Consider the following 26,018-nt stretch of genomic DNA (forward strand, 5'->3'; position numbering starts at 1 on the left):
CGGGCGACAAGGAATGCTGCCCTCCACCTCTTTTCCTTTTTCTTAATTTTTTAATTCTGCTAAGTCATTCTGAGCAAGAGCTGCTTCGACATCCGCACGGTAGCCTGCTTTTTCTTCTTCTGTCCAGTCATAGAATCGTCCCATTTCATCCAAAACTGGCTCAACGATACTATCCAAACTATCACGCATAAAGAGCATGTGGTTGGTACGACGAAGGAGGAAGTCAACTGGGCTAAGAGCCAACTCATTGCGCATTGCATAGTGAAGGGACAAGGTGTCCGCCAAGCTGAGTCCTGGCGCTTGTTCTAAACTATGAGCAAGGGCAAAGACCTTCGGTGCATTTGAACCGTAAAAATTTGCTAGATATTGAGCTTCCTTGCTATCCAAACCACGTGATACTCCAAGTTGCGCAAAGGCTTCGATTTCTGAGTCCACATTTGCTGGGTTCAATTCTCCACCTGAAACAGGGTAAGTCTTAGAGTTAATCAGTTTAAAGCTACGGTCAAATTCTGCTTTAAGAATATCAACCACGCGCTCCATAGCCCCTTCTGCCATCTTACGGTAGTCTGTGATTTTACCACCAGCAAGGGTCAAAAGGCCATTATCATCACGGTCCAAGCTCGAACCACGAGAAACTGCAGATGGATCCAAATGTTTCTCAGATGTACTGCTTTCAAGCTTGCTAACAGCAGATTCAACATCTTCACGCGTTTTTTCTTTCGATAGATAAGCTTCGACAGTCGCAATCAAGCTATTGAAGCTTTCGTCGCTAATTGTTCCGTTATTTCCGCCATTGTAGTCAGAAGCGCTATTGCCTGCGATCAATGGACGAAGACCTGCCCAGCTGCTTTCGATATCGTCAATGGTGATGTTGGCCTCTGGGAAGCGGTTGTTGACAATGCCAAGTAGATAATCTACATCTTCCTGAGTCACTTTTGGATGTTCCAAATCACCTGTGTAGTCTGTATCCGTGGTACCAAAGTAAGTCTTGTTTTCACGTGGGAGAACAAAGACCATACGGCCATCACCCAAACCTGTGTCAAAGTAAACTGGCTGTGAAACCTTGATCTTGCTTGAATCCACTACCAAGTGAACTCCCTTAGTTGGACGCATTTGCGAGAATTGGGTTCCCTTATTAGACAAATTACGTACCTTGTCGCTCCAAGGACCTGTTGTGTTGATCACCAGACGAGCCTTGATTTCAAAGACTTGGTCTGTCAACAAATCACGGGCTACGACACCAGTAATCTTGCCACTTTCGTCAAAGAGGAAGCCTTCTGCCTTCACGTGGTTGGCAATGAGGGCACCGTCTTGGTTAGCACGTTTGATGTTTTCAATCACGAGACGGGCATCGTTGTTACGGAAGTCAAGGTAAACCCCACCTCCTACCAAACCTTCTTTCTTCAAGTTTGGCTGGCGTTCCAAAACTTCTTCCTTGCTCAAAACTTTGTTAGCAGCTGGCGTGTTATTAACTCCTGCTAAAAGGTCATACAAGTCCATGGCTACTTTGAGACGGAAGAGGCTAAAGGTCGCTCCATCCTCATCGTAAACTGGCAAGAGCATTGGATCTGGTTTTGGAATGTGTGGAGCAATTTGTTGAACCACTGCACGTTCTGAAACCGTATCTGATACTACTTCTACGTCAAATTGCTTAAGGTAACGAAGACCTCCGTGAACCAATTTTGTTGAACGGCTAGATGTTCCTTCTGCGAAGTCCTGCATTTCGATCAAACCAGTTTCAAGACCACTAGCTGCCGCCTGCAAGGCTACACCAGCCCCTGTGATTCCTCCACCGATAATCAAGAGATCCAAGGTACGTTCCTGCATTTTTTGAATTGATAATTCACGTGTTTTCTTTGAAAATTCCATATTTACACACTTTCTAACTGAGTCGCTTTATTCTCCTAGTATTAGTTGTTATTAGTCGTCGATTTCCGCAAAGACTTGAGTTGCTTTCACAGCTTTCTTCCAGCCCTTGTAGAGTTGTTCCTTGCGCGATTCGTTCATGGATGGCTCAAAAAGTTCTCCTGTCTCATTCAAGAGTTTCAACTCATCCAAGTCCTTCCAGTAGCCTACTGACAAACCTGCTAGGAAGGCTGCTCCTAGAGCAGTTGTTTCCAAGTTTTTGGCGCGGGCAATATCGATTCCTAAGATGTCAGCCTGGAACTGCATGAGGAAGTTGTTCATAGCTGCACCGCCATCCACCTTCAAGACTTGGATAGCTGTCTGAGCATCCACTTGCATGGTATCGATGATATCACGCACTTGATAAGCGATAGACTGCAAGGTTGCTTTGATAAAGTCTTCTTTGCTTGTTCCACGAGTCAAGCCAAAGACAGAACCACGAGCGTTTTGGTTCCAGTATGGAGCACCTAGACCTGTAAAGGCTGGAACGACATAAACTTCGTCATTATTGTGAGAGTCACGAGCATATTTTTCAGACTCTGGTGAGTTTTCAACCATGCGAAGTCCGTCACGAAGCCATTGAATGGCACTTCCTGCGATGAAGATAGAACCTTCCAAGGCATAGTAAACCTTGCCGTTAATACCATAACCAATGGTTGTCAAGAGGTTGTTTTCAGACAACTGCATTTCTTCACCAGTATTCATGATGATGAAAGAACCTGTTCCGTAAGTATTTTTGACCATACCAGGCTCAAAAGCCAACTGTCCAAAGAGGGCTGCCTGTTGGTCCCCAGCCATACCTGAGATTGGCACTTCACCGCCGTAGAAATGGAAAGGAGCTGTCTTACCGTAGATTTCAGAGTTAGAACGAACTTCTGGAAGCATAGCCTTGGGAATGTTGAGGATTTCCAAAATCTCATCATCCCATTTGAGTTCTTTAATGTTATAGAGCATGGTACGAGCCGCATTTGAGTAGTCGGTCACGTGAGCCGCACCATCAGTCAATTTCCAAACCAACCAAGTATCGATAGTACCAAAGAGCAATTCTCCTTTTTCAGCTCGCTCTTGAGCGCCTTCTACATGGTCCAAGATCCAACGAACCTTGGTCGCAGAGAAGTAAGCATCGATGATCAGACCTGTCTTCTCATGGAATTTCTCTACATAACCTTGTTTTTTTAGTTGTTCAGCCAAAGGCGCTGTCTGGCGAGACTGCCAAACGATGGCATTATAGATAGGAAGACCTGTCTTTTTATCCCAAACAACTGTCGTTTCACGCTGGTTGGTAATCCCGATAGCTTGGATTTGATTTGGCTTGATACCACTTTCGATAAAAGCCCCAGCGATTACTGACTGGACTGAGTTCCAAATTTCATTGGCATTGTGCTCAACCCAACCTGCTTGTGGAAAGATTTGTGTGAATTCTTTTTGACTTGAGCTGACCTTTTCCCCTTTTTTGTTAAAAATAATGGCACGAGAACTGGTAGTCCCTTGGTCAATGGCCATAATGTATTTTTCTTGTGACATGTGCTGTCCTCCTGATAAAGATCTTGAGGTTATTTCCTCTTTACAGTAACTAGTATACAAAATAAAGCGCTTTCTTGTTTATCAAGTTTTTTAAAATTTTAAAAAAAATTGATAAGATTGTGAGAATTTCACAAAAAAGACCTGGATTCCCAAGCCTTTTAAGCAAATAATATCTGACGAATCGCTGCCAAATCTTCCATATCTAAGTCGTTTTTTAAATAATATACTGGAGTCTGGTCTTTTTTATGAATAGGATTATTGGTAACCAGCAAATCATAGTGCCGACTAGGGTCATAGGCTTCAATAGTAATAAAACGATTGTATTCCAAATAGCGTTTCAAGATAGCAGTCATTCTTGAAAATACAAGAAAACCCGCTGTTACATCTAGACCAATCCGCATATGATGACCGTCATTTTCTGCCATGTATTCCATCAATTGAAGCAATTCCCAAAGTATTTTTTTATCCAAGTCCGTCTCCTGCTGAAAGGCAGGTAAAGCATGAAAAATCTCCTCTGCTGTCTCTTTAAAATCATGTTCCATCAGCAAATAAGGATGACGATTCTCTAACTGGTACTTATAGCGGTCTTGTAAAATATAGCCCTTGAATAGATAGACTTGACCACAAAATTGACTCAGTTCATAGGTGACATGGTCTTCCGTATAACCGCCTAGCAAGCCCTCTTTCTTCATTTTTTGAATCAGTTGCGTCAACAAATCTGCCAGCCGCCCTCCAAACCCAAGGATATACTCCATGGTATGTAGGGGCAAAATGCGATGAGAAAGAAGAAAAGAGAAGAAAATCATCATCTCACCATCCTCAGTTCCCAAAGGAATGTGTTGCCCAGCAAAAAAGGACGGTGTCTTTCTCAACAAGCGAAGGTAGAAAATATTGTCAAAATAGCCTCGCATTTTATCTTCTATGACTTGAAATTGACAGGCATTGACACGTAGACGTTGTTGGCTGATATGATTCCATAAAATCAAGTCTAACTTCTGCCCCGAAGACAATTGAGCACCACAGATTTCTTCTAAACTAGCAATCTCCCGCTTTCTCTCAGGCTTTTGCATTTCATTTCCCCAGTCCTTACTCGACCAAACCTTACGTAAAAGACAGAAATAAAAGTAACGAATCTGGTGCTCTGGACCTCGCAAACGTCCGTTTTGGATAGATAAATCAAATTCGGATAAAATCTGATTTAAACCAGATAAGTGGCGCCCAAGCGTGGCCTCACTGACCATCAATTCTTGAACCAGCTGATGGGCTTGAAACTGCTGGTGATAGAGCAGATATAGTAAAATCTGGTATTTCACCGCATTGTCTAAAAATAGGCGACGAATATCACGCCCCTTAGTAGTCGCACCGACTGACAAGTTGACCTGCTCTTCCTGTAAATGAATCTGTACATCTAGACCAACTGTTTGCGCTCTTTCATTTGTGAATAAGATGTACTTGGTCACAGTCGCTTTAGAGAATCCCGTCTCCTCCATCAGTGCTTTTAAGGTCGTTTGTGACTCCTGCAATAAAAAAGAAAGGACTAAAAATTGGCCAGCTTCAGCTTTTTCCATCAAGTCTCCTAAATACATTTGTTACCCCTTTCATTTTCTTCTTCAAGCATAGCATAAATTAAAAAAATGCTAAAATAATCTGTTTATCTTTTCGGTTTTTCCCTAGTTTCAAACTCAAATAATCCTCAGAATCAGCAAACACCCCACTCCCCCTTTGGGCATTTTTATGCTAAAATAGTAGCTATGGATAAAATTATTAAAACTATATCAGAAAGCGGAGCCTTTCGTGCTTTTGTCCTTGACAGCACTGAAACCGTCCGCACTGCTCAAGAAAAACACCAAACCCAAGCTAGCTCAACAGTGGCGCTTGGTCGAACTCTTATCGCTAGCCAGATTCTCGCAGCTAATGAAAAAGGAAATACCAAACTAACAGTTAAGGTGTTGGGATCTAGCTCTCTAGGTGCTATCATCACCGTCGCTGATACCAAGGGGAATGTCAAAGGTTACGTTCAAAATCCCGGTGTAGACATCAAAAAGACTGCAACTGGTGAAGTTCTAGTCGGACCTTTTGTCGGTAATGGTCAATTCCTCGTTATCACAGACTACGGTACTGGAAATCCTTATAACTCCATGACTCCCCTCATCTCTGGAGAAATCGGAGAAGACCTTGCCTTTTACCTGACTGAAAGCCAACAAACGCCGTCAGCAGTTGGTCTAAATGTCCTTTTGGACAAAGATGACAAGGTCAAAGTCGCAGGCGGTTTCCTTGTTCAAGTTTTGCCAGGAGCCAAGGAAGAAGAGATTGCTCGTTTTGAAAAACGCATCCAAGAAATGCCTGCCATTTCAACCCTTCTGGAAAGCGACGACCATATCGAAGCTCTTCTTAAAGCCATCTATGGTGACGAGCCATACAAACGCTTGTCTGAAGAAGAGATTCGTTTCCAATGCGACTGTAGCAAAGAACGCTTTATGAAGGCTCTTTCTAGTCTCCCAAGCTCAGACTTACAGGAAATGAAAGAGGAAGACCATGGGGCAGAAATCACTTGTCAATTCTGCCAAACTACTTACAATTTTGATGAAAACGACCTGGAGGAACTCATTCGTGACAAATCTTAATACACCTTTTATGGTTGGCAATGTTGAGATTCCCAATCGTACCGTTTTAGCGCCCATGGCCGGTGTCACCAACTCAGCCTTTCGTACTATTGCAAAAGAGCTCGGAGCTGGACTCGTTGTCATGGAAATGGTCTCTGACAAGGGCATCCAATACAACAACGAAAAAACCCTGCACATGCTTCATATCGATGAAGGCGAAAACCCAGTCTCTATCCAACTCTTTGGTAGCGATGAAGATAGCCTAGCACGCGCAGCAGAATTCATCCAAGAAAATACCAAGACCGATATCGTCGATATCAACATGGGCTGCCCAGTTAACAAAATCGTGAAGAACGAAGCTGGCGCTATGTGGCTCAAGGATCCAGACAAGATCTACTCTATCATTAACAAGGTCCAATCAGTTCTTGATATCCCTCTCACTGTCAAAATGCGTACAGGCTGGTCTGATCCATCTCTAGCTGTGGAAAATGCCCTCGCTGCGGAAGCTGCAGGTGTCTCTGCTCTTGCTATGCACGGTCGTACTCGTGAACAAATGTACACTGGACATGCAGATTTGGAGACTCTCCACAAGGTTGCACAAGCTCTTACTAAGATTCCATTTATCGCTAACGGTGACATTCGCACTGTCCAAGAAGCCAAACAACGCATCGAAGAAGTCGGTGCTGATGCCGTTATGATTGGTCGTGCGGCAATGGGAAATCCTTACCTCTTCAACCAAATCAATCACTACTTTGAAACTGGAGAAATCCTTCCTGATTTAACCTTTGAAGATAAGATGAACATCGCCTACGAGCATTTGAAACGCTTGATTGCTCTCAAGGGAGAAAAGATTGCGGTCCGTGAATTCCGTGGACTCGCTCCTCACTACCTCCGTGGAACATCAGGTGCAGCTAAACTTCGTGGAGCTATCTCACAAGCAAGCACATTAGCCGAGATTGAAGCTCTATTGCAATTAGATAAGGCCTAAACTTCTATACTACCTATAGAGTATTAGTTTGACTTTCCTAATCGATTTGTTCATACCTTATTTTAATCTACTATAATAGTCACATAACACAAAAAATCTCTTAGATTCATTTCTAAGAGATTTTTTTCTTTCTTCTCCCCTCACAACCAGCCTTCTTCTTCGGCTGTTTTGGCTGCTTCGGTTCGGTTGCTGGCGCCTAGTTTGGAGAGGATATTAGTCATGTAATTACGGACGGTGCCGTTTGAGAGGTAGAGCTTATCCGCAATTTCTTGGTTGGACAAGCCTTGGGCAACTCCATGTAAAACAGCGACTTCTTGTTCGGTCAAGGGATTGGGATGGGTCATCATGACTTCCATCAGCTCTGGAGAATACTCCTTGCGTCCCTCTAACACCGTATGCAGGGTTTGCATGAGCTCTGCGATGCTCCGCTCTTTCAAGACATAGGCATCGACTCCTGCTTTGACAGCTCGTTCAAAATAGCCTGGGCGTTTAAAGGTCGTAACGATAACCACCTTGGTTTCAGGCACTTCTTGTTTGATCCACTCGAGCGCTTCTAATCCCGTCTTGACTGGCATTTCGACATCAAGGATGGCAATATCTACTGCTTCTTTCCCCAAAACCTCGATAGCTTCGGCTCCATTTTTCGCCTGCAAGACAGTCTCTACATCTGGTTGAAAGCTTAAGAGCTGGCACATGGCGTCTCTGAGCATACTTTGATCTTCTGCGACTAATACTTTCATCTACTTTCTCTCCTTATAAGGCAGATGCACGCGCACCTCTGTGGGATCTTTCAAACTGACCAGCTCTACTTGCCCTGAGAAGGCTGCTGCACGGTCACGGACTGTATGAAGTTCATTTCCTTTTACAGTTGCAAATCCTTTCCCGTCATCTCTAACTGTCAGGAGCAATTCCTGATCTGTACGTTCCAGCTTTAGATAGGCTTTTTCAGCTCTGGCATGCTTGATGATATTGGTCGCCAGTTCTAACAAAATCATAGCAGCCGTCGACTCTACATCCTGGGTCAAACTAGCCTTGTCTAACTGATTGTCAACCTCAACCTCAATTCCAGCAATCTCCAGCATCTTTTTGACAGTTTCAAGCTCTGAAGCTAGGGTCCGTGATTTCAGATTTTCCACAATAGTTCGCACTTCATTCATGGAATCTTTGCTGATCTGGTGAATTTCTTTTAATTCCTTCTCCACCTGTGGATAGGCCTGCATTTGAAATAACTGCAGGGCCAGATCTGTCTTGATACTCAGCATAGCAAAGGTATGCCCCAGGCTATCATGCAAATCCTGACCGATACGACTGCGTTCATTTTCAGCAAGCAATAGATTTATCTGGGCATTTTGCTTGGCCTGAGCTTCTTTCAAATCCTCGACAATGCGAATCCGAACCAAGCCCAATGTCATCAAATCGACAAAAGTAAGAATCCCAAGCTCAAAGGCTACAGTCTCAGTTTCGACTGACTGAAACATCATGAGTTGTCCAACAACAAGAACTTGAGCAAGGAGAAAAGTCCAGACATGAAGAGAACGTAGGCTACGCACTCTAAAATGATAAATCAAGAGATTGGCAAGAAAAAAGAAGAACCAGACATAGTTGCCATAAATAAAGACGGTATTCCCAGCTACATAGGCTAGCATGATAATCCAAAAGAGCCAGGATAAGCGCTGGCTCTTGGTTGTCAAAACGCCTAAGTAAGCCACTACAAATAGAATATCAACTAGTATATGCCAACTAGGAATTTCCCCAACTACTGCAGAGAGGATAGGGAAAACCATAAAAATCAAACTGGCCCAAAACATATAGTGTATGCTTTTCAGTCTTTCAAGCATTAAGCATTCTCCTTATGACCTTGAAGGTAAATGGTCAAACCAAATAAAACTGCTGAAAAAACAAGTAGATAAATTGTGGCTGATAGATTGATGCCACCCTCATTTAAGAAGGTCTTGATCAATTCCATCAACTGATAGCTTGGTAGACGCTTCCCGATTGCTTGCATCCAGTCTGGAAATAAAGAGACAGGCATCCAGAGTCCGCCTAACACAGCCAAGCCAAAGTAAAGAAGATTGCCTACGACAGACATCAACTGACTAGAAGGTAAGAGAGTCAAGGTCAAGCCAAGAGCTACAAAAGCTACACTTCCTACTATCAGCAAGAGCGCAGCCCCAATCCAGTTTCCAAGAGACATGTCCACCCCTCTTACAAAATGCCCAACTGAGAAAACAACCAGAATTGAGACCAGATAATCAACCATCATACTTGTTATCTTTGATAGATAATATTCTACCATATTTACAGGGCTATGACGTATTATTTTCTGCCAGTTGTTGATCTTGTCGGTATGTAAAACAACTGGGAATGAAAAAATAGCTGTCGACATCATGGAAAAAGCCGTCATGGAGATGAGGTAGTCGCGCATAAAATTAGCCGGCCCACCTGGTGTATCCTGGTACATGCCTGAAAAGAATAAATAGAAGGCCGTCGGCATTCCTACGGATAATAGATAATAAACTAGTTGCCGTTTGGTCAATAGAAATTCTATCTTATTTAATGCGATCAATCGTTTCATCTTAGTCATCTCCCTTTTGTGTTTCTTCAAAGATTGTATCTAGCAAGCTACGGTTATTAACTTCGATTTCTTGAATCCTACAGCCTGCCTGGACTAACAGTTCCCAGAAAGCATCTGCTTCGCGTGTGACTACTTGCAGGGCATCTTGTTTTTGTGACCAGTTTTCAACCAAGTTAGACTGTTCAACGACTTCCTTGTAAGCTAGAGGAAGGATAAAGTGCTTTTCAATCTCCTCACTGCGCATGGCTAGTGGTGTCGTATCACGGATCAATTCTCCCTTATTTAAGACCAAAATCCGGTCCGCTGTGTGCTCTACTTCCTCAATATAATGAGACGAATAGAGAATGGTTACCCCCTGCGCTTTTAAGTCTTGGACAATTTCCCAAAAACGTTGACGGGTTGAAGTATCCATGGCCGCAGTTGGCTCATCTAAAAAGACAAGCTTTGGTCGGCCAATCAAGGTCAAGACAAATGAAAAGAGACGCTTTTGCCCACCTGACAATTTTTCTGCTAATTGTTCTTTTTGCTGCTTGTCAAACTGCAATAGTTGATCGATTTCCTGGTTGTTCAAGGGATTTGGATAAATGCTTTGAAAGAAAGCAATCAACTCTTTAACCTTTAATTTCTGAACGATGACATTTTCTTGAGGGAGGTAGCCTCTAATATAGTCTAACTGAGAATTCGTCACTGGCAAACCTTGGATGGATACTTGACCGCTGGTGACTAGTTTGTCTCCAAGCAAACAGTCCAAGAGTGTTGTCTTACCAGCACCATTTGGACCAATCAAGGCGACACATTCGCCTTCTGCTACCTCAAAGGAAATATCCTTCAATATAGCCTTGCCCTTGATGCTTTTATTTAGGTTTTCTACCTTAATCATGTTCATGATATTCTCCTTTCAACCACTCCTCCCCCATCGGAAAAGCGATAAAAATCATAAATCCTAGACCCCAAGCACCGCGAATGACTTGGTGAAGGAGGGCTTGGTCAAACCACCCTGTAAACATTTCGACCAACCATACCACTAGTGATAGTCCAATAAAAAGATAGAGGATCGCTTTTTTCATTTTTCAAACTCCTTTTTTACATCTGAGACCAATTTCAATCCTTCTCGCATCAACCAAGACATCATGCCAAATCCTGCAAACAACTCCCAAGGAAAATGATAGAAGCCTTCATCCAATCTTGAAAACATTAGATAAGTCATGACTCCTGCTGCTACTAAACTCATTGCGACAATTACTTTATGTTTCATTTTTTCTTCCTCCATTTGATACATCTAGTATAATTCTTTGAAGGTTGTGTCACTAGAAGCTTCTGTCATGAGGAGATATGACAAATGTCACAAAAAGTCCAATCAGCTATGAAAATAGAATTCTCTGAAAATCAAAAAGAGGTCGGGAAAATCCCAACCTTTCTTTTTATTCTTCTTTAAATCCCTGTAATTTTAATGCAGCGAATAGTGCATTAGGCTTTTTAAAGTCTTCTATACCATCCGCTAGTGATTTAAAGAAATATGTGTTTTTTACTTTATCCAAATCTGCTTTTTCAAGATCGAGTTCCATAACGACTCTCATCTTTTTGTCCTCGGTGATAAAATATTCTACATTAACACCAGGCTCGTCCTTGATTTCAAGATACTCTGGACTATCTTCCATAGCTTCACGGAAGATTGCTTGGAATTCTTCAGGAGTAACTCCAGCAGGAATCTCCATGTTCATTTTTCCGAGCATCTCCATCTTGAAGTGTTTAACAACATCCGTATAAACAAAGGTCATAGTGACATCAAATTCATCCATTTTCCCTTTAAGGATTTTTGTTTTTTCTTCTTTTACCTGACTCGACTGACTAGATGAATCAACCGAACTTGCTGTACTACTTGACTCTGTTGTTGCGGTGTTGGTTTGACCACAGCCAGCAAGAGCAAGTAACGCTGCAAAAATCAATCCTAAAACTTTCTTCATTCAAAGTCTCCTATTCCACACTGAAAAGATATGGGTAAACTGGTTGTTGACCTTGGTGGATTTCTACTTCTACATCTTCGAATTCTTCTGTGATTTCTTGGGCGATTTGGTTAGCCAATTCTTCACTTCCATCTTCACCAATATAGAAGGTTACGATTTCACTGCCTTCATCCAACATATGTTTCAAAGTTTCAGTCAGAGTTTGGTGCATATCAGGGTTTGATACGAGGATCTTACCATCTACCATACCAAGATTGTCATTTTCATGAATTTCCAAACCATCGATAGTCGTATCACGAACGGCTGTTGTTACACTACCGCTGACTACATCACCAAGAGCTGCAGTCATGCGTTCTTTGTTTTCTTCGATTGATTTGCTTGGGTCAAAGGCAAGAAGACTAGTCAATCCTTGAGGAAGGGTACGAGCTTCTACCACTACTGCTGGTTGTTCCAATACTTCAGCTGCAGATTGAGCTGCCATGAAGATATTTTTATTGTTTGGCAAGAAGATGATGTTGCGAGCATTGACTTGCTCAACGGCCTTGATAAAGTCTTCTGTTGAAGGGTTCATAGTTTGTCCACCTTCGATGACATAGTCCACACCTTGAGCACGGAAGATGTCTGCCAAGCCTTGTCCAGCTACTACTGCGATAAGAGCATATTCTTTTTCTTCAGCTGGTTTGCTAACTTTAGCTTCTTTTTCCACTTGTGCTTCGTGTTGGTTACGCATGTTATCGACTTTAACCTTAACCAAGCTACCATACTTGAGACCTTCTTGCATAACAAGACCTGGATCTTCTGTATGGACGTGAACTTTAACGATTTCATCGTCATTGACAACAAGAAGTGAATCCCCAAGTTCGTTCAAGTAGTTACGGAATTCTTCGTAGTCAAACTCTTTAGCATAAGTTGGGCCTTGTTTAAGGGCAACCATGATCTCCGTACAGTAACCAAAGGTGATGTCTTCTGTTGCCACATGTCCGGCTACAGATTTGTGGTGTTCTGCATTGATCATTTCACTCATGTTGGCTGGAGTCGCTACAAAGTCTTCAGAAGCGCTATATTCACCAGTAAGAGCTGAAAGGAAGCCTTCATAGATGAAGACCAAACCTTGACCACCTGAGTCTACAACTCCAACTTCCTTCAAGACTGGAAGCATATCTGGAGTCTTCGCAAGGGCTGTTTTAGCTCCTTCCAAGGCTGCACGCATAACCTCAATGGCATCGTCTGTCTGCTCGGCTTTCTTCTTAGCACCGATGGCAGCACCACGTGATACGGTCAAGATTGTTCCTTCAACTGGCTTCATAACAGCCTTGTAGGCTACTTCAACACCAGATTGGAAGGCAAGAGCTAGGTCTTTCCCTGTTAATTCATCTTTTTCCTTGATAGCTTGCGAAAATCCTCGGAAAAGTTGAGAAGTGATAACTCCTGAGTTTCCACGCGCACCCATCAAAAGACCTTTAGCCAAGATACTTGCAGCCTCACCAACTGTTGAAGCTGGTTTGTCTGCTACTTCTTTGGCACCATTTTCGATAGTCATTCCCATGTTTGTTCCTGTATCTCCATCTGGAACTGGGAAGACGTTCAATGAGTTGACATATTCGGCTTGCTTGTTCAAACGAGTAGATGCAGCCTGTACCATTTCTTGAAATAAGCTTGTAGTAATATTTGACACGATTATTCTCCTACAACTTTGATATTTTGAATGTAGACATTCACAGTTTGAGCAGTGATGCCAAGTTGGTTTTCCAAACTAAAGCGTACACGCTCTTGGATGTTTTTTGAGACTTCACTGATTTTTGTTCCGTAGCTCAACACGGTATATACATCAACTGCAATGCTACCATCTTCGGCCGCTTTTACAACGACACCTTTAGAATAATTTTCCTTCCCAAGGAGGGCTTGGAAATTATCTTTGAGGGCTTTCTTACTTGCCATACCGACCACACCAAAAATCTCAGTTGCTGCACCGCCTACAACGGTAGCAATCACTTCATCTGTTAGTTCGATTTGACCATCTTTTGTATTAATTTTTACAGTCATTTTTTCTACCTCAACTAGTTGATACTCTATTTTATCATATTTCAAGCCAAGTGTAAAAGCAGAATACTGTATCGGCGGATATTTGCGCCTTTTACAAGTGATTTTGAGCTTAGAGCAAAAGAAAAAGACCTGATGGCCTTTTACTCTTTATTAAACGCGTTCTACTTTACCTGATTTCAAAGCACGAGCTGAAGCCCAAACTTTTTTAGGTTTACCATCGATAAGTACAGTAACTTTTTGAAGGTTTGGTTTTACGGCACGTTTTGTTTGGTTCATCGCGTGTGAACGGTTGTTTCCTGATACAGTCTTACGACCTGTAAAGTAACATACTTTAGCCATTTGTGTTTTCCTCCTATTAGATCTAATATAGCGGATGTGCTAGCACCACATACTGTACTATGTTATCACACTTTCTCTTTTTTGGCAAGGGGATTGGAAGATTTTTTTATTTAACATAAACAACTCCTAATTTCCCAAAAGCTACGTCTCCACGGATAATCAAAGTTTTGCTGGTTGGTCCTAGAGGGGCATCTGCCTTGGCCGCACCACAAAAAGTCTCTACCTTTAGATCTACTCTCCAGTGTTGAGGCACGTAGATAACTGCATTCCCAAAACCGACTTCGATATTCAGAGTAGCAAAATCACCTAACATCTCTGCATTGTCATAATAGATTTTGGCATTCCCAAATCCGACCTCAAACTCATCTTCTACCAATTCTTGGTCTTGCTTGTAAAATGTACCCGCCCCAAAAGCGACTTCCTTGTCTGTCAGAATGGTCTTTTCACCGTCATACCACCATTTTTTTCCATTCCAAGTTCTGTTAGAATGAGTGAGTGCGCTGACACCCATTACGATTAAAATACTTGCCCAGAACAATGATTGATTGGGAATCGGTAAAATGTCATAAAAATGATTAGCAATCATGAGGGCTACTAGGGCTGTAAAAGAGGCTGATGTCAGATGACGACGAAGGATTGCCTCAACTGATTGATAGGCAAAAAATCCAATACCAATCAAAGGCCAAATGTGCCCACCCAGAGAAGGGATTCCAAAATTCCCCTGCAATAATACTAAAGCTGCCAATACTAGCAATACAATACCAAATGCTTTCTTTTTCATGTTCTTACCTCATGTTTCTTAGATTTTCTTTTAGGAGGGATTGATAGTGCCGTGACACGTGAACCTCCTTGTGGGTCTGATAAAAGGAAATAGTTCCTGTCCCTGAGAAAGACTTGTCCACCGAGTAGACCTGACGAAGATTGGCAATGGTCGACTTGGATACCCGACTGAAATAGCGGGGCAGGATGGACTCTAGTTCATAGAGCTTGAGTCTCACCTCGTAGGCCTCTTTCTGGGTATGGGCGTAAATCTTGCTACCTTCCGTCTCAAAGAAGAGAATTTCTGCCAAGTCTAAGTAGTACTCACCAGTCCCCTTGTAAAAGATCAACCTAGGAGCCTTGGTTTCTTGCAAGAGTCGTTGCAAGTCAGCTATTTCATCTGTCAGTGCTGCAGCCTTGATGACAATCTCTGTCTCAGTTAATCCACTATCAATCTCGATTCGTAACTTCATCCTATCTCCTTTCTGCATCTACTATACCAAAGGCCAGAAGACTTTACAAGAGCAAAAAAGCAAGTGGTCACTTTTGACCCGTAAGTGGTTACGAGGCCAAGCCCACTTGCTTTGAATTTCAAAAAATAAAGAAAAGAATTCCCAAGAGGAGACCACAGGTATAGCCGACTAAAACATCCTTGGGATAATGAACACCCCCTAAAACTCGAACAAGACCGAGAAGAGCTGATAAGACCAACAAAACCAACCCCACAGGAAGATTTGCATGCAGGCAAGCCATGGAAATAATGGTTGCCGAAAAGACATGGCGGCTAGGCATTGAATTTCCAGAGCTGTCTTTATCTAGTAGCGGGATAATTTCCCAAGTTTCATAGGGACGCGGTTGATTGATCCACTTACGAACAAGCGTCAATAGGACAAATCCTAAAGCTGGAACTAAAATATAGGCAGAAAGTTCTTTACCAACCCCTTTACTTACAAAGCTTGTTCCCAACAGTGTCAAGTATGCCAAGGGCATCAGGACTGTCATCATGCGATTAAAAACTCGCATCAATTGCAAAAGTTGTGGATGTCGAATAAGACCTGATTTCCTCTTCTCGTACCATTCTTGATAGTTTTTCATTTCTATTTCTCATACTTTTCTAGGACCTGCTGGGCTGTTTTCCCCTTGGCAAGCCAGTCTACTAATTTGTCCAGACGACGGATTTCCTGCATCAGAGGATCCTCAATTTCCTCAATACGAACCCCACAAATCTTTCCTGTAATCGCTATCCGTTCAGGAGCATAAGACGGCGCCTGTCGAAAAAAATCTCCATAAGTAAGGTCTTTATTCAGACAAGTGAGGATGTCACTCACTTCATAACCTGTCAGCCAACTGGTCACTTGGTGAACGGATTCTGCCCTTCCACCCTTTCGCTCAACCTTTGCAATCAAGGCTTGATAGACCTCAGAAAATTTCATATTGTATAATTTCTGACTCATACTCTCCTCTTTCTATTATACCAGTATAAAGAAGAAAAAGAAGGCCGTCAAGCCTTCTTTTGAATTACTATTCTTCTACTTGGTCTTCTATAAATTGACTATTGTAGAGGTCTGCATAGAAACCACCTTGAGCCATAAGCTCTTCATGATTGCCTTGCTCGATGATGTTTCCTTCTTTCATGACCAGAATCAAGTCAGCATTGCGGATCGTTGACAAGCGGTGGGCGATGACAAAGGATGTACGTCCCTCCATCAAACGGTCCATAGCCTTTTGAATCAACTCCTCCGTACGAGTATCGACTGAGGATGTTGCTTCGTCCAGAATCAAGAGCGGAGCATCTTTGATCAGAGCACGAGCAATGGTCAAGAGTTGTTTCTGCCCGACTGACAAGGTCACTGTATCATCCAAAACAGTATCGTATCCATCAGGTAAGGTTGTGATAAAGTGGTGGATTCCGACTGCTTTGGCAGCTTCAATCACACCTTCATCACTGATACCTGTTTGATTGTAGATGAGATTGTCACGAATGGTTCCTTCAAAGAGCCAGGTATCCTGCAAGACCATTGAAAAGGCATCGTGTACTTCTGAGCGCCTCATAGCCTTGGTATCCACACCATCAATGCGAATACTTCCCTTATCAATCTCATAGAACTTCATCAAGAGGTTAACAATGGTCGTCTTCCCAGCACCAGTTGGTCCAACAATGGCAACCTTTTGACCTGCATGAGCTGTCGCAGAAAAGTCATGAATGATGGTTTTATCAGGAGTATAACCAAAGGCAACTCTGTCGAAGACTACTTCACCCTTCATGTTGGTCAATTGTCTTTCCTTATGAGATTCGTCTTCCATCTCAGTTTCACCTAGAAATTCAAAGACACGTGTCATGGCTGCACTGGCTTGTTGCAAACTTGTAATCCCTTGGGCAATCTGTGATAAGGGTTGAGAGAAGGTACGAACGTAGACCATGAAGGCTACGATGATACCAATACTGATATGGCCTTCAAGAGCTAGGACTGCACCGACGATGATTACCAAAACATAGCTAAAGTTCCCAACAAAGATCATTGCTGGCATCATAATTCCAGAAATAAATTGAGATTTCCAGATACTATCATGTAGGTCTTGATTCAATCCTGCGAATGTTTCTTTAGTTGGTTCTACAGCGTTATAGCTGGTCACAACATTGTGGCCAGAGTACATTTCTTCCACATAACCATTGACAGCTGCTAGATTGTTTTGTTGAGCTTTAAAGTAGCCTTGTGACTTAGCCATAATGACTGAAACAGCCGCAAAACCTACAAGTGTTGAAACAACTGTTACCAATGCTAAAATCCAGTTCATGCCAAACATGGTAATCAAAACAGCAATCAGTAGAAAGCTAGCTGAGAGCACTGTTCCCAGACTTTGGTTGAGGGACTGAGCCGCCGTATCGACGTCATTGGTTACACGAGATAGAGTATCTCCTTGAGAATGACGGTCAAAATAAGCAAGTGGCAGACGGTTAATTTTTTCAGCAATGGCCGTCCGCATTCGTTTTGAAAAATGTTGGATACTCGTTGAAAAAATATAGGCTTGCGTATAGTTGAGAATGGCACCAAGTACATACAAAATTGCTAAAAAGCTGGCGATACTTGTTACAGCCCCTAAGTCGATTTCTGTAGTTAAACCATCTGAAATCAAGTTGGTGATTTCCTTAATCTTAGTTGGTCCATAAACCGTGATGATGCTTGAACATACAGCCGCCACAACTGCAACTAGTAGAGGAAGTTGGAGACCTGCTAGAAAAGGTTTGCACTGTTTCCATAAGGACATTTTCTTATTTTCCATGTTCCAATTCCTCCTTCGATAGTTGTGAATAGGCAATTTCTTGATAAACTTCGTTGGTCGCAAGAAGTTCCTTGTGGGTGCCTTGTCCCACGACTTTACCCTGATCTAAGACTAAGATCAAGTCAGCGTCCATAATGGTTGAGATACGTTGGGCAACGATCAACTTGGTCATAGACTGGGTTTTTTCAGCTAGTTCTTGGCGCAAGATACGGTCTGTCTTGTAGTCCAAGGCTGAGAATGAATCATCAAAAATGAGAATTTCTGGCTTACGAGCCAAGGCACGCGCAATGGCCAAACGTTGTCTTTGTCCTCCTGAAAAGTTGGTCCCACCTTGGGCCACTTCTGAGTTTAGACCTGCTTCCTTATCCTCGATGAAGCTTTTAGACTGGGCCAACTCAAGAGCTTGCCACATAGCAGTCTCACTTAGTGGGCTTTCTTGACTTTTACCGAAGTCTAGATTGCCTTTGACATTTCCTGAGAAAAGGACGGCTTTTTGTGGGATATAGCCGACTTTATTCCGCAAGTCTTCCAAATCATAATCCTGCACATTGACGCCGTCTACTAGGATTTCTCCATCTGATACATCATAAAAACGAGGCAAGAGGTTCACAAGCGTAGATTTACCAGAACCAGTTGAACCGATAAAAGCGACCGTTTGACCAGCTTCTGCCTTGAAGCTAACATGTTCCACAACTGCTTCTGAGTTTTTAGAATAGCGGAAGGTTACATCACGGAATTCCACTTGACCTTGAATAGATGAATCTGCCGTCTGTGGTTGACTAGGATTTTCAATAGAAGAATGCAAGTCTAGTACTTGATTGATACGTCCTGCAGAAACCAAGGTACGAGGAAGGACGATAAAGAGAGCTCCCATGAGCAAGAATCCCATCACGACCTGCATGGCATAAGACATGAAGACCACCATATCACTAAAGAGTGGTAGACGGTCTGTCAGGCTAGCATCATTAATGATATAGGCTCCAATCCAGTAGATAGCTAAACTCAAGCCACTCGAAATCGCCATCATAATAGGATTCATAATCGCAATCAAGCGGTTGACAAAGAGATTGAGACGGGTGACTTCATCATTAGCTTCCTCAAATTTCTGATCTTGGTAGTCCTCAGCATTATAAGCACGCACCACTCGAATCCCTGTCAAACTTTCACGAGTAATACTATTGAGTTTATCTGTCAATTTTTGGATGACAGATTGTTTTGGAAAGGCCAGAGTCAGGAGAACAGTTGTCATCAAAACATTGACGATAACAGCGATTACTACTGCCCAGAGCCAGTACTCAGACTTCCCAAGGATTTTTCCAATGGCCCAGATAGCCATGATTGGTCCACGAGTGACCACCTGGAGTCCCATGGTAAAGAGCATCTGAACCTGCGTGATATCATTGGTCGTCCGAGTCAAAAGACTAGGAATAGAGAAACGTTTGATCTCTGTCTGAGAGTAATCCAAGACACGATTAAAAATATCACTACGCAGATGAGCCGTGTAGGATGCTGCAACGCGAGCTGCAAAAAATCCAACAGTAACGGATGACAGAAAAGCAAGTAGAGACAAGCCTATCATCTTAATGGCTGGTGACCAAAGATCTCCTAGCTCCGTACCTGGAGTTCCAAGTAGTTCTGTAATTTCTGAAATGTAAGTCGGTACTTCTAACTCTAGATAGACCGAGAAACAGGTAAAGAGGACAGTCAAGAGAATCATTCCCCACTCTTTTCCCGTGATACGTTTAGCGAGTTTCTTCATTCTTACCTCCCATTTTATCTACATTAGCCTGTAGTCGACCCATGACTTCTTCAAAAACAGCTAGTTTTTCCTCAGAAATTCCATCAAGTAGACTACGGTCAATTCGATCAAAGAAAGACTTGATTGGCTTCATCTGAGAGCGTGATTTATCCGTCAATCGAACGTACTTAGCTCTCTTGTCATTTGGATTCACTTCCAATTCCACCAAACCATTTTGCACCATACGCTTCACTAGATTACTGGCGACTGACTTGGTGATATTGAGTTCCTGCTCAATATCCTTGATTAACACCGCCTGTTCAGACTCCTCACGATAGTCTAAAAATCGTATGACTTGGCCCTGCGGTCCGCCCATAAATTCAATACCACAACGTTTAGCTTCCTGTTGCACCATAAGGTGAACCTGATGACCAAAACGTTTAAAAGCTAACATCGGCTTATCCATGATTGCTCCTTTTTACACATAAATAGTTCTCATGAAAACCAATTGGTTCTCATGAGAACTATTTTATCATTTTCAAATAGGATGTCAAGAAAAAAGTTTCCTTGAGAACTATCTAAGCAGAAATTGACATAAGCTCTTATTTTATCTATAATAAACACTATCTCACAAAGATACGAATCCAGTTTACTAGAAATGAGAAATTCACACATGAAACAAAAAGAACAGAAAATCTTAGGAATTCTTGCCATCATCTTTGGAGCCCTGGCGCTTCTTGGTTCTTGGATACCAATTATCAATGGTCTATCCTTTCTCTTTGGATTTGTTGCCTTGATCTTAGGAGTCATCGGCATTGGCCTCAATCTCCAAAATCAAAAAACATTAGCTATGATTGGTTCAAGCTTTGGCCTCATTTCCATTATCATTGTACTGATAAGCCAACTGCTGTTCACTCCTATCTTCGCTGATTTTATAAGAGGCTATCGTGGCTCTTCTAATTATCTCATGGAAGAACCAACCAATGAAGATTGGCCAAATAGTACCATTGATGAATATGAAGAGGAAGAAGAGATCTTTACCTGGACTCAAGAACAGTTTGATGCCTTAATAGAGGGCGACCCTTCCAACCAAGGGCAAGGGGGTACCAACTACAATGACATTATCAGGGAACATGGGAGTCCAGATTCTGAAGTAGATTCAAGTGACAGTGATTATGAAACCAAAAGAATCACCTATCTCTCCCTAGGTTCACCTAGTAAGGCAGTTGTTTTAAACTTTGTAAAGCAGAAAAATGGTCAGTTTCTTCTGATTCATAAATTTGCTGTCGGACTGGACCGAAAAGAACAATCTGATTCTGGAGTGAAAGTTTAACATAACTAAAAAGGTACTGGGAATAGCAATCGGTAGACCAAGTCTCGATTTCTAAACCCCAGCACCACGATATTTCCACAATCCATTGGATTATGGATCAAAAATGAATTTTTTGTAAAAAGAGATTTTTGCCTCTTTCCTGCACCTTTTGTTATCACAGGATAAACAAACCCCTTGAAAATACTGAATTTTCAAAGGGGTTATTTTTATTCTTAGAATCCATCTACGTTTGTGTAGATTTTTTGTACGTCTTCGTCGTCTTCAAGGACTCCGTAGAGTTTTTCAAATGTTTCCAAATCTTCACCTGACAACTCAACTTCTGATTGAGGAATCATTTCTAATTCAGTTACTTGGAATTCTTCAATACCAGATTCACGCAAGGCAACGATAGCCTTGTGAAGATCAGTTGGTGCAGTGTAGACAGTGATTGTTCCTTCTTCTGCTTCTACATCGTCTACATCGACATCTGCTTCAAGCAAGAGTTCAAAGATAGCATCAGCATCTTCACCTGCAAAGACGATAACACCTTTGTTGTCAAAGAGGTAAGAGACAGAACCTGAAGCTCCCATGTTTCCACCGTTTTTACCAAAAGCAGCACGAACATTCGCAGCTGTACGGTTGACGTTTGAAGTCAAGGTATCAACGATCAACATTGAACCATTTGGTCCAAATCCTTCGTAACGTCCTTCTGTAAAGGTTTCGTCTGTGTTTCCTTTTGCCTTATCGATAGCCTTATCAATAACGTGTTTTGGTACTTGCGCTTGTTTGGCACGATCGATAACGAATTTCAAAGCAGTGTTTAGTTCTGGATCTGGTTCACCTTTTTTAGCTGCTACATAGATTTCTACACCAAATTTTGCATATACTTTAGAGTTAGCTCCATCTTTAGCCGTTTTCTTAGCTACGATATTGGCCCATTTACGTCCCATTAGGAATCTCCTTTTTTCACATTTTAATCTTTCTTATTATAACACAAGTCTATCCGATTTTCACTAGAGGAAATGGATTTTCTTTTGTAAATTAAGCTAGGATTTCCCGCCAGTAGCCAAGAGTTTTTTGCCTTCTTTGATCCATGGATGTTTGGAAAGTGAGAAGTAAAGTTGGGCAGTCATAACTAGCCAGAGAAGGGGCTCACATAGAATCACACCTGTATAACCTGTCCAAGGAATAATCCAAGCCACGAAAATAATTTTACCAAAAAACTCGATAAAGCTAGATACGAGGGGTAAGAGTTTTTGACCTAGCCCCTGTAAGCTATTTCTATAGATCAATAAAAGACTCAAAAATGGATAGAATACCGAACTGATGCGTAGGTATAAAGTCCCGTTTTCAATCAGATAACCATCTGTCGAACTTGCTAGGAAAGAAACCAGACTAGGACTTGCAAAAAATAGAAATACACAAGCAAAGCTTGCCCAAGCCATACTGATATAACTCCCTAGTCGAAGACCTTGAACGATACGTTCGGGACGTTTCGCTCCAAAGTTTTGAGAGATAAAAGTCGTCATGGAAGCTGAAATAGCTGTCATCGGCAATAAGGCAAAGGCCATGATTCTGCGTGCTGCTGTCTGAGCACTGATAATGACTGCTCCAAAACTATTGACAGAGGATTGCAAGATGACGCTTCCGACAGAAACGATTGATCCCATCAGCCCCATAGCTAGCCCCTGCTCTAAGAGATCGACATAGAGGGCCTTATTCCATTTAAAATCCTTCAACCTAGGAAGGAGCTCTGGAACACTCTTTCGGATATAGAGATAACAAAGGATAGCTGACAAACCCTGGGAGATAATGGTTGCAAGACCAGCAGATTGAACACCTAACTGCAATTGTGTAATAAAATACAAATCCAGAATCACATTAACGATGGCTGAGAAAATAAGAAAACCAAGCGCAGCAAGACTATCGCCAACAGAGCGTAGCAAACCTGCAAAAAGATTATAAGCAAAGCTCACTCCCACACAGCTAACAATCATGGAGATATATTCATAGGACTGAGGGAGAATTTCTGCAGGTGTTTCTAGGTACTGTAAGAGTGGATAAAGACCAAAAAAGCCCATCATCATGACAAGCACACTCAATATAATCCCTAAAATCCAAGTTGCTGCGACAGCTTCCTTAATCTTCTCAAAATTACGAGCGCCGTAGAGACGTGCAATAACAACACCCATCCCATTTCCAACACCGAGGGCAAAGCCGATAATCAAATCAAAAATGGCTGTCGTTGCTCCGACTGCCGCCAAGGAATCTTGCCCTAAAAAACGCCCAACAATCAAAATATCAGCCGTATTATAAAGTTGCTGAAAGATATTGGACAGTAGAATCGGTAATGCAAAACTAATTAGCGCGGGAAGGATGGGACCATGAATCAGGTCCACCGTTGATTTTTTATTCATAAGGCTATTATATCAGCTTTCTAGTAGGGGAACAAGGGAGTTTGGATAAGAAAGCGTTGCCTAGTTACAAACAATCTGGTATAATCGTGACAGAAAAGGAGAGTATGTATGAGCTTAACCAGCCAGTTAATTACAGATGCATTCCCAGACCTTGAAAAAGTCGACCAATTAAACAAGGAAGCCTTTCCTGAAGAAGAACGCGTCTCTTTGGAAGAATTTTTAAGTTACCAGGATAGAGATGATGCCCACTTTTTCGCTTTCTATAACGAGGAAGAATTTGTCGGCTTCGCTTTTGCCATTTCCAACCAAAAAGCATTCTACATTAGCTTCTTTGCTATTATGCCTCATCTCCGTAGTCATGGCTACGGGAGAGAAATCATTGAAAAACTCATTGATTTTTACCAACGTACCATGATTCTTGAAGTGGAGCGGTTGGACGAAGATTGTGATAACCTCGAACAACGAAAAGCCCGCATGGACTTCTACCTACAAAATGGTTTTAAAACTGCCAATGCTTTTTTGGAGTACGAAGGTCTTAGTTTTGAGATTCTATATCGTGGCGACCACTTTGATGAAGAAGCCTATCGGAATATCTTCCAAAAATTGCAAGAAGAGAATTACTTCGACTTTCGCATCGAGTACCGTCGCTTTAGCGAACACTAATCTAGATTGAAACCTTGAATCTCCATTAAAGATTTGTAATTTTCTCTGTAACCAATATACAATCACCTGTCGTAGGTGATTTTTTATTTTTCCTAAATAAGATGAAAATTGGGAAAAAACTATTCTCGCATATCACAAATAAGAGGCTGGGACAAAAATCCTAGCCTCTCAATTGTCTTTGGATTATCGAGCAAGACGCAGTGGTTGAGTGGGCTCTACTACGCTGATTTCATCAGCTTTTACAGCCCTACTCAACTTTGCGGAGGTGGGACGACGAAATCGAATTCTAACGAATTACCGATTTCTGTCCCACTCTCTTATCATGATTTGTCTTATAAAGATGCACTAAGTTTATGCTTCTGTTCCAGCTTCAGGCATGATGAGCCAAAGAATGAGGTAAGCAAGAATTCCTGATCCACCTAGTAATGTGAAGAGAATTCAAAGCCCACGAATAAGTGTTGCATCAATATCTAAATAGTCAGCAAGCCCTGCACAAACACCAGCAATTTTTTTATCTTGAACATTACGAACTAGACGTTTTTCCATACCAACAATCTCCTTGGCATTACTTTTGTTTTCAATTTGTTTTATCATCAAATCAAATCTTTTGCAATAGTCTTCCTCATTTTTACTGTGAAAATCTGTCATTCCTGCTCTCATAACCTTGTTTCTTTATTCTCATATAGCAGAAAAAGTGGGGATTTCTCCACCACTTTTACTTTTTAATCTTCAATTTCGATTTCAAGATCATCGCCAAGGTCAAGAGTCACTTCTTGATTAGCTACTTCTGATTCTACTGGTGCAATTTTTTCATCGGCTACTGCATCATCTTCAATCAAGCCAAACTTGACACGAACTTGGTGGTCAATTTCATCAAAGATTTCTGGGTGATCCGCCAAGTATTTCTTAGCATTTTCAGAACCTTGACCGATTTTTTCGTCTTTATAAGAGTACCATGCTCCTGCTTTCTTGATGATGTCAAGATCACTTGCAATCTTCAAAAGCTCACCAGTTCTTGAAATTCCTTCACCATACATGATTTCAACAAAGGCTTCTTTAAATGGTGGAGCCACCTTGTTTTTAACAACCTTAATCTTGGTTTCCTTACCTACGCTCGTATCTTTTTGGTCACCAGTTCCCTTGATTTGTGTGCTTCCACGAACATCCAAACGGACAGAAGCGTAGAATTTAAGGGCACGTCCACCAGGAGTTGTCTCTGGATTACCAAACATAACCCCTACTTTTTCACGCAATTGGTTGATGAAGATAGCGATTGTCTTAGTCTTATTAATAGAAGCTCCAAGTTTACGCATAGCCTGGCTCATCATACGAGCTTGAAGACCAACGTGGCTATCTCCGATATCTCCATCGATTTCTGCACGAGGTACAAGGGCAGCAACTGAGTCGATAACAACAAGATCAACTGCACCTGAGTCAATCAATTTCCCCGCAATTTCAAGGCCTTGCTCACCTGAGTCTGGTTGTGACAAGAGCAATTCATCGATATTAACACCAAGCGCTGCTGCATAGGCTGGATCAAGCGCGTGCTCCGCATCGATAAAGGCAGCAATTCCGCCTTCTTTTTGGGCTTGCGCTACCGCATGAAGGGCTACTGTTGTCTTACCTGATGATTCTGGCCCGTAGATTTCAATGATACGTCCCTTTGGATAACCACCTGAACCAAGTGCAATATCAAGAGCCAAAGAACCTGAGCTCATCACTTGGACCTTTTGCTCTGCACGTTCCCCCAGACGCATGATTGAACCCTTACCAAAGTCTTTTTCAATCAATTTAAGGGCATCGTTTAAGGCTTTTTCACGATCAGCACCAAATTTTTTGCCAATTTCGTCTAATTTTTTTGTTGGTTTTTTCGCCATTATATTCTCCTGTATTCTAATAGTCCTTA

At 42.0% G+C, this 26,018-nt stretch carries 27 protein-coding genes and 1 pseudogene; 4 read left to right on the top strand and 24 right to left on the bottom strand.

Translation table 11 applies throughout. From position 1 onward, the window contains the following. Positions 1-42: 42 nt before the first annotated feature. The 3 genes from glpO to QM877_RS03910 form a co-directional block, all read right to left on the bottom strand. A complete protein-coding gene (gene glpO / locus QM877_RS03900) occupies positions 43-1,869 on the bottom strand; it encodes a type 1 glycerol-3-phosphate oxidase (RefSeq protein ID WP_414317654.1) in 1,827 nt (608 codons plus the stop codon). A gap of 51 nt (positions 1,870-1,920) precedes the next feature. After that, positions 1,921-3,429: a glycerol kinase GlpK gene (gene glpK, locus QM877_RS03905; protein ID WP_075232366.1), complete on the bottom strand. Its 1,509-nt coding sequence runs from the start codon at positions 3,427-3,429 to the stop codon at positions 1,921-1,923. A gap of 158 nt (positions 3,430-3,587) precedes the next feature. Continuing rightward, positions 3,588-5,015, bottom strand: coding sequence for a helix-turn-helix domain-containing protein (locus QM877_RS03910; RefSeq protein WP_414317655.1), 1,428 nt, complete (start codon positions 5,013-5,015; stop codon positions 3,588-3,590). 165 nt (positions 5,016-5,180) lie between these two features. Here QM877_RS03910 and hslO point away from each other — a divergent pair, with 165 nt between their 5' ends. Both hslO and dusB read left to right on the top strand, forming a co-directional pair. After that, positions 5,181-6,053 carry an Hsp33 family molecular chaperone HslO gene (gene hslO / locus QM877_RS03915; protein ID WP_414317656.1) on the top strand — a complete coding sequence of 291 codons (873 nt, stop codon included), beginning with the start codon at positions 5,181-5,183 and terminating at the stop codon, positions 6,051-6,053. Then, on the top strand, positions 6,040-7,020 hold the full coding sequence (dusB, locus tag QM877_RS03920; protein WP_414317657.1) for a tRNA dihydrouridine synthase DusB: 981 nt from the start codon (positions 6,040-6,042) through the stop codon (positions 7,018-7,020). The genes hslO and dusB overlap by 14 nt, the downstream gene beginning before the upstream one ends. Before the next feature lie 140 nt (positions 7,021-7,160). Here the strand turns inward: dusB and QM877_RS03925 are convergent, their stop codons facing one another. The 17 genes from QM877_RS03925 to QM877_RS04005 all read right to left on the bottom strand — a co-directional run bounded on the left by QM877_RS03925 (position 7,161) and on the right by QM877_RS04005 (position 20,186). Then, complete coding sequence (locus tag QM877_RS03925; protein WP_006154868.1) at positions 7,161-7,760, bottom strand: response regulator transcription factor; 600 nt, start codon at positions 7,758-7,760, stop codon at positions 7,161-7,163. Then, entirely contained in the window at positions 7,761-8,858 is a 1,098-nt protein-coding gene (locus tag QM877_RS03930; RefSeq protein WP_414317658.1) for a sensor histidine kinase, read from the bottom strand. It abuts the gene before it with no gap. Beyond that, on the bottom strand, positions 8,858-9,595 hold the full coding sequence (locus tag QM877_RS03935) for an ABC transporter permease (RefSeq protein ID WP_414317659.1): 738 nt from the start codon (positions 9,593-9,595) through the stop codon (positions 8,858-8,860). The genes QM877_RS03930 and QM877_RS03935 overlap by 1 nt, the downstream gene beginning before the upstream one ends. A gap of 1 nt (position 9,596) precedes the next feature. Beyond that, complete coding sequence (locus QM877_RS03940) at positions 9,597-10,481, bottom strand: ABC transporter ATP-binding protein (RefSeq protein ID WP_414317660.1); 885 nt, start codon at positions 10,479-10,481, stop codon at positions 9,597-9,599. Further along, positions 10,468-10,662 carry a hypothetical protein gene (locus QM877_RS03945; RefSeq protein ID WP_414317661.1) on the bottom strand — a complete coding sequence of 65 codons (195 nt, stop codon included), beginning with the start codon at positions 10,660-10,662 and terminating at the stop codon, positions 10,468-10,470. The genes QM877_RS03940 and QM877_RS03945 overlap by 14 nt, the downstream gene beginning before the upstream one ends. Continuing rightward, positions 10,659-10,865, bottom strand: coding sequence for a hypothetical protein (locus QM877_RS03950; protein WP_414317662.1), 207 nt, complete (start codon positions 10,863-10,865; stop codon positions 10,659-10,661). The genes QM877_RS03945 and QM877_RS03950 overlap by 4 nt, the downstream gene beginning before the upstream one ends. Positions 10,866-11,016: 151 nt before the next feature. Further along, complete coding sequence (locus tag QM877_RS03955; protein WP_248034427.1) at positions 11,017-11,559, bottom strand: SP0191 family lipoprotein; 543 nt, start codon at positions 11,557-11,559, stop codon at positions 11,017-11,019. 10 nt (positions 11,560-11,569) lie between these two features. Continuing rightward, on the bottom strand, positions 11,570-13,234 hold the full coding sequence (locus QM877_RS03960; RefSeq protein ID WP_414317663.1) for a DAK2 domain-containing protein: 1,665 nt from the start codon (positions 13,232-13,234) through the stop codon (positions 11,570-11,572). A gap of 2 nt (positions 13,235-13,236) precedes the next feature. Then, entirely contained in the window at positions 13,237-13,602 is a 366-nt protein-coding gene (locus QM877_RS03965; protein ID WP_000216431.1) for an Asp23/Gls24 family envelope stress response protein, read from the bottom strand. Between the two features lie 150 nt (positions 13,603-13,752). Then, on the bottom strand, positions 13,753-13,941 hold the full coding sequence (rpmB, locus tag QM877_RS03970) for a 50S ribosomal protein L28 (protein ID WP_001140948.1): 189 nt from the start codon (positions 13,939-13,941) through the stop codon (positions 13,753-13,755). 106 nt (positions 13,942-14,047) lie between these two features. Then, positions 14,048-14,722, bottom strand: a complete 675-nt coding sequence (locus QM877_RS03975) for a LiaF transmembrane domain-containing protein (protein ID WP_373115553.1) — start codon at positions 14,720-14,722, stop codon at positions 14,048-14,050. A 4-nt stretch (positions 14,723-14,726) separates the two neighbouring features. After that, positions 14,727-15,173 carry a LytTR family DNA-binding domain-containing protein gene (locus QM877_RS03980; RefSeq protein WP_373115552.1) on the bottom strand — a complete coding sequence of 149 codons (447 nt, stop codon included), beginning with the start codon at positions 15,171-15,173 and terminating at the stop codon, positions 14,727-14,729. Between the two features lie 118 nt (positions 15,174-15,291). Continuing rightward, the gene (locus QM877_RS03985) at positions 15,292-15,795 is read right to left on the bottom strand and encodes a phosphatase PAP2 family protein (RefSeq protein ID WP_373115551.1); all 504 of its coding nucleotides are present in this window, start codon (positions 15,793-15,795) and stop codon (positions 15,292-15,294) included. Positions 15,796-15,797: 2 nt separating this feature from the next. Next, the gene (locus QM877_RS03990) at positions 15,798-16,154 is read right to left on the bottom strand and encodes a DUF2200 domain-containing protein (RefSeq protein WP_373115550.1); all 357 of its coding nucleotides are present in this window, start codon (positions 16,152-16,154) and stop codon (positions 15,798-15,800) included. A 67-nt stretch (positions 16,155-16,221) separates the two neighbouring features. Further along, complete coding sequence (locus tag QM877_RS03995) at positions 16,222-17,982, bottom strand: ABC transporter ATP-binding protein (RefSeq protein WP_414317664.1); 1,761 nt, start codon at positions 17,980-17,982, stop codon at positions 16,222-16,224. Continuing rightward, positions 17,972-19,741 (bottom strand): ABC transporter ATP-binding protein, encoded by a 1,770-nt coding sequence (locus QM877_RS04000; RefSeq protein WP_414317665.1) that lies wholly within the window; start codon positions 19,739-19,741, stop codon positions 17,972-17,974. Before QM877_RS04000 ends, QM877_RS03995 begins: the two co-directional genes overlap by 11 nt. Next, positions 19,725-20,186, bottom strand: coding sequence for a MarR family winged helix-turn-helix transcriptional regulator (locus QM877_RS04005; protein ID WP_414317666.1), 462 nt, complete (start codon positions 20,184-20,186; stop codon positions 19,725-19,727). The genes QM877_RS04000 and QM877_RS04005 overlap by 17 nt, the downstream gene beginning before the upstream one ends. A gap of 207 nt (positions 20,187-20,393) precedes the next feature. Here QM877_RS04005 and QM877_RS04010 point away from each other — a divergent pair, with 207 nt between their 5' ends. Further along, positions 20,394-21,053, top strand: a complete 660-nt coding sequence (locus tag QM877_RS04010; RefSeq protein WP_414317667.1) for a hypothetical protein — start codon at positions 20,394-20,396, stop codon at positions 21,051-21,053. A gap of 212 nt (positions 21,054-21,265) precedes the next feature. Here the strand turns inward: QM877_RS04010 and QM877_RS04015 are convergent, their stop codons facing one another. Then, on the bottom strand, positions 21,266-21,982 hold the full coding sequence (locus QM877_RS04015; protein ID WP_045762594.1) for a YebC/PmpR family DNA-binding transcriptional regulator: 717 nt from the start codon (positions 21,980-21,982) through the stop codon (positions 21,266-21,268). A 96-nt stretch (positions 21,983-22,078) separates the two neighbouring features. Beyond that, positions 22,079-23,449 carry an MATE family efflux transporter gene (locus tag QM877_RS04020; RefSeq protein ID WP_414317668.1) on the bottom strand — a complete coding sequence of 457 codons (1,371 nt, stop codon included), beginning with the start codon at positions 23,447-23,449 and terminating at the stop codon, positions 22,079-22,081. A 108-nt stretch (positions 23,450-23,557) separates the two neighbouring features. Here QM877_RS04020 and QM877_RS04025 point away from each other — a divergent pair, with 108 nt between their 5' ends. Next, the gene (locus QM877_RS04025) at positions 23,558-24,112 is read left to right on the top strand and encodes a GNAT family N-acetyltransferase (RefSeq protein ID WP_414315085.1); all 555 of its coding nucleotides are present in this window, start codon (positions 23,558-23,560) and stop codon (positions 24,110-24,112) included. 351 nt (positions 24,113-24,463) lie between these two features. Here the strand turns inward: QM877_RS04025 and QM877_RS04030 are convergent. Further along, positions 24,464-24,658, bottom strand: a pseudogene (locus QM877_RS04030) (PspC domain-containing protein). Between the two features lie 176 nt (positions 24,659-24,834). Next, on the bottom strand, positions 24,835-25,989 hold the full coding sequence (gene recA / locus QM877_RS04035; RefSeq protein ID WP_414317669.1) for a recombinase RecA: 1,155 nt from the start codon (positions 25,987-25,989) through the stop codon (positions 24,835-24,837). Positions 25,990-26,018: the final 29 nt, after the last annotated feature.

It is taken from the genome of Streptococcus infantis (assembly GCF_047463655.1).
GTDB classification, from domain to species: domain Bacteria; phylum Bacillota; class Bacilli; order Lactobacillales; family Streptococcaceae; genus Streptococcus; species Streptococcus infantis_Z.

Excerpts from the sequence above, each read along its gene's own strand:
- glpO (WP_414317654.1), bottom strand. The coding sequence starts at position 1,869 with ATGGAATTTTCAAAGAAAACACGTGAATTATCAATTCAAAAAATGCAG.
- glpK (WP_075232366.1), bottom strand. The coding sequence starts at position 3,429 with ATGTCACAAGAAAAATACATTATGGCCATTGACCAAGGGACTACCAGT.
- QM877_RS03910 (WP_414317655.1), bottom strand. The coding sequence starts at position 5,015 with ATGTATTTAGGAGACTTGATGGAAAAAGCTGAAGCTGGCCAATTTTTA.
- hslO (WP_414317656.1), top strand. The coding sequence starts at position 5,181 with ATGGATAAAATTATTAAAACTATATCAGAAAGCGGAGCCTTTCGTGCT.
- QM877_RS03925 (WP_006154868.1), bottom strand. The coding sequence starts at position 7,760 with ATGAAAGTATTAGTCGCAGAAGATCAAAGTATGCTCAGAGACGCCATG.
- QM877_RS03930 (WP_414317658.1), bottom strand. The coding sequence starts at position 8,858 with ATGCTTGAAAGACTGAAAAGCATACACTATATGTTTTGGGCCAGTTTG.
- QM877_RS03935 (WP_414317659.1), bottom strand. The coding sequence starts at position 9,595 with ATGAAACGATTGATCGCATTAAATAAGATAGAATTTCTATTGACCAAA.
- QM877_RS03940 (WP_414317660.1), bottom strand. The coding sequence starts at position 10,481 with ATGAACATGATTAAGGTAGAAAACCTAAATAAAAGCATCAAGGGCAAG.
- QM877_RS03945 (WP_414317661.1), bottom strand. The coding sequence starts at position 10,662 with ATGAAAAAAGCGATCCTCTATCTTTTTATTGGACTATCACTAGTGGTA.
- QM877_RS03950 (WP_414317662.1), bottom strand. The coding sequence starts at position 10,865 with ATGGAGGAAGAAAAAATGAAACATAAAGTAATTGTCGCAATGAGTTTA.
- QM877_RS03955 (WP_248034427.1), bottom strand. The coding sequence starts at position 11,559 with ATGAAGAAAGTTTTAGGATTGATTTTTGCAGCGTTACTTGCTCTTGCT.
- QM877_RS03965 (WP_000216431.1), bottom strand. The coding sequence starts at position 13,602 with ATGACTGTAAAAATTAATACAAAAGATGGTCAAATCGAACTAACAGAT.
- rpmB (WP_001140948.1), bottom strand. The coding sequence starts at position 13,941 with ATGGCTAAAGTATGTTACTTTACAGGTCGTAAGACTGTATCAGGAAAC.
- QM877_RS03975 (WP_373115553.1), bottom strand. The coding sequence starts at position 14,722 with ATGAAAAAGAAAGCATTTGGTATTGTATTGCTAGTATTGGCAGCTTTA.
- QM877_RS03980 (WP_373115552.1), bottom strand. The coding sequence starts at position 15,173 with ATGAAGTTACGAATCGAGATTGATAGTGGATTAACTGAGACAGAGATT.
- QM877_RS03985 (WP_373115551.1), bottom strand. The coding sequence starts at position 15,795 with ATGAAAAACTATCAAGAATGGTACGAGAAGAGGAAATCAGGTCTTATT.
- QM877_RS03990 (WP_373115550.1), bottom strand. The coding sequence starts at position 16,154 with ATGAGTCAGAAATTATACAATATGAAATTTTCTGAGGTCTATCAAGCC.
- QM877_RS03995 (WP_414317664.1), bottom strand. The coding sequence starts at position 17,982 with ATGGAAAATAAGAAAATGTCCTTATGGAAACAGTGCAAACCTTTTCTA.
- QM877_RS04000 (WP_414317665.1), bottom strand. The coding sequence starts at position 19,741 with ATGAAGAAACTCGCTAAACGTATCACGGGAAAAGAGTGGGGAATGATT.
- QM877_RS04005 (WP_414317666.1), bottom strand. The coding sequence starts at position 20,186 with ATGGATAAGCCGATGTTAGCTTTTAAACGTTTTGGTCATCAGGTTCAC.
- QM877_RS04010 (WP_414317667.1), top strand. The coding sequence starts at position 20,394 with ATGAAACAAAAAGAACAGAAAATCTTAGGAATTCTTGCCATCATCTTT.
- QM877_RS04015 (WP_045762594.1), bottom strand. The coding sequence starts at position 21,982 with ATGGGACGTAAATGGGCCAATATCGTAGCTAAGAAAACGGCTAAAGAT.
- QM877_RS04020 (WP_414317668.1), bottom strand. The coding sequence starts at position 23,449 with ATGAATAAAAAATCAACGGTGGACCTGATTCATGGTCCCATCCTTCCC.
- QM877_RS04025 (WP_414315085.1), top strand. The coding sequence starts at position 23,558 with ATGAGCTTAACCAGCCAGTTAATTACAGATGCATTCCCAGACCTTGAA.
- recA (WP_414317669.1), bottom strand. The coding sequence starts at position 25,989 with ATGGCGAAAAAACCAACAAAAAAATTAGACGAAATTGGCAAAAAATTT.